Raw genomic sequence first — 1,380 nt, 5'->3', positions numbered from 1 at the left:
CCTCCACCAACCAGCTCCTCGCCGAACTCGCCCACAACTGGACCACCGAAAACGGCGGCAAGATCATCAACATCGTCATGGAACTCCTCCCGCAGTAGTGACTGCCAGGCGGGAGGTGTGGGACACGCCCTCGCGCCGCACCTGCCGGGCGGCCTCGCCTGGCAGCAACCAGAACTCACAGGAGCGAAGAAATGACGAACACCCCCACTCCGCAGACCCCGGCCCAGACCCCGGCCCAGACCCCGGCCCAGACCCCGGTCAAGGCCGCGGCCCCGAACGGGCCGGCCTTCGCGGACGATCTTCCCGAGGGCTTCACCCAGGTCGTCCGGGAGGTCAACGGCACGCTGATACACAGTGTCGTGGGCGGTTCGGGCGAACCCCTCGTGCTGCTGCACGGCTGGCCGCAGACCTGGCGGGAATGGCGGTACATGCTGCGCCCCCTCGCCGACCTGGGCTACACCGTCGTGGCTCCCGACCTGCGTGGTACGGGCGGCTCGGCCGTCACGGAGGCCGGTTACGACAAGGACAACCAGGCGCGCGACGTGCACGAGCTGCTCCGGGTCCTGGGGCTGACCGGCCCGGTCCGCATGGTCGGGCACGACATCGGCGGCATGGTCGCCTTCTCCTACGCCCGCCTGTATCCCGAGCAGGTCCACAAGCTGGCCCTGGTCGACCTGGCCGTCCCCGGTTACGGCCTGGAGGAGATCATGGACCCGGCGTCGGGCGGCCTCTTCCACTTCGGTCTCTTCATGGCCCCCGAGGCGCCGGAACTGCTGTTCCAGGGTAATGAGAAGGCCTTCCTGGCCTGGTGGTTCGCGAAGATGGCCGCCAACTCCGCAGCCTTCCCGCCGGAGGAGATCGACACCATCGCCGCGTCCCTGAGCGGCCCGGACGCCCTGCGCGGCGGCTTCGAGCACTACCGGACCATGCTCCGGGACGGGCGGGACAACCGGGCCTGGGGCGAGGCGGGCGGCGTCCTGACGATGCCCGTTCTGGCCGTCGGCGCCGAGCACAGCGTCGGGAGCTATCTGGCGCAGACCCTGAAGCCCGTCGTGCCCGGTGTACAGGAAGCGGTGGTCGCCGGCAGCGGTCACTACATCCCCGACGAGCACCCCGAAGCCCTGCTCGCCCTGCTCGCCCCGTTCCTGGCCTGACCGCACCACCGACTCACGTAAGGATTCGCGTCATGTCCATGGCTTTCCTGGCCCAGCCGGAACAGCAGCAGACCCTCGAATGGCTGGACGGCGGCACGTTCTCCGTCCTCCTCGACAGCAAGGCCACGGACGGCCGGCTCACCGTGGGAAGGTTCGACGTCGCCAAGGGCGAGGCGCCGCCGTTCCACATGCACACCCGCGAGGACGAGATCTTCATGCTCATCAA

The 1,380-nt window shown here is 69.1% G+C and carries 1 protein-coding gene and 1 pseudogene; both read left to right on the top strand.

Annotation, left to right across the window (positions count from 1 at the left end; translation table 11 throughout):
- Positions 1-191: 191 nt before the first annotated feature.
- On the top strand, positions 192-1,154 hold the full coding sequence (locus tag ACWD4O_RS48730; protein ID WP_451289590.1) for an alpha/beta fold hydrolase: 963 nt from the start codon (positions 192-194) through the stop codon (positions 1,152-1,154).
- A gap of 32 nt (positions 1,155-1,186) precedes the next feature.
- Positions 1,187-1,380 (top strand): annotated as a pseudogene (locus ACWD4O_RS48725) (cupin domain-containing protein); the annotation flags it as partial.

This window comes from Streptomyces sp. NPDC002623, from assembly GCF_053592635.1.
The sequence above is the reverse complement of the archived record's forward strand: the minus strand, read 5'-3'. Positions and strand labels throughout refer to the sequence as shown.

What these genes read in the sequence shown, in the direction of transcription:
- ACWD4O_RS48730 (WP_451289590.1), top strand. Translation starts at nt 192, where the DNA reads ATGACGAACACCCCCACTCCGCAGACCCCGGCCCAGACCCCGGCCCAG.